Annotated in this window: 1 protein-coding gene and 1 pseudogene; both read right to left on the minus strand. The window is 41.6% G+C overall.

From position 1 onward, the window contains the following. The coding region (locus AC1DUA_RS39395) for an ABC transporter permease (RefSeq protein WP_477504850.1) at positions 1 to 609 on the minus strand (609 nt) is incomplete at its 3' end. Continuing rightward, positions 609 to 844: pseudogene (locus AC1DUA_RS39400) on the minus strand (D-xylose ABC transporter ATP-binding protein); the annotation flags it as partial. The pseudogene AC1DUA_RS39400 and the gene AC1DUA_RS39395, both read right to left, overlap by 1 nt.

Consider the following 844-nt stretch of genomic DNA (forward strand, 5'->3'; position numbering starts at 1 on the left):
ATATATATGTCTGCCGAAGACTGTCTTTTCTAATACGACAAAGGATATAAGTACAATAAACGCGAAGATCAACACAGGATAAGGAATTCCGAGTAAATATCCGTTACCAATTTTGGCATAGTTGGAATTCATTCCTGATATCGCGCCAGCATCCGCATAATAAAGTGCGAGTGACCTCGCAATAGTCATCATAGCGAGCGTGGCGATAAATGCTGTGATTTTGCCATAGGTAATCATAAATCCGTTAATAAGGCCGAGTACAATCCCCATCGCCAAGCCTAGCAAAATCGAGATACCAATCGGCAAATGGTAAGTGACCTGTGCAGCCATAATCACCATACCGGATAGCGCCAGGATGGAACCGACGGATAAATCAATACCTCCTAGAATAATGACAAACGTCATGCCTACAGATATAATGCCTACGATTGAAATTTGTCTTAATACATTCGTAATGTTAGCCACACTGAGGAAATGCTCACTTAGAATAGATGCCAACACAACAAGAACAATAAAGGCAAAAATGACACTGTATTGTTCCCAAATTACTTTTACCCCAAATCTGTTTTTAGGGGTAGGGGGTGCACTCAAATCAGCTACTTTTATCACTACATTCCCTCCGCTATTCCGGCTGCTAATGCCATAATTTTTTGTTCATTGGCTTCTGTGTGATCTAATTCTCCATGAATAGTCCCTCGATGCATGACTAGAATACGGTTACATAATCCAAGAAGCTCCGGTAATTCCGATGAAATGACAATGACTGCTTTTCCTTCCGCCGCAAATCGCGAGATAAGATGATAGATCTCACTCTTGGCTCCTACATCAATGCCTCGTGTTGGCT

Source organism: Paenibacillus sp. 01T422 (assembly GCF_056398785.1).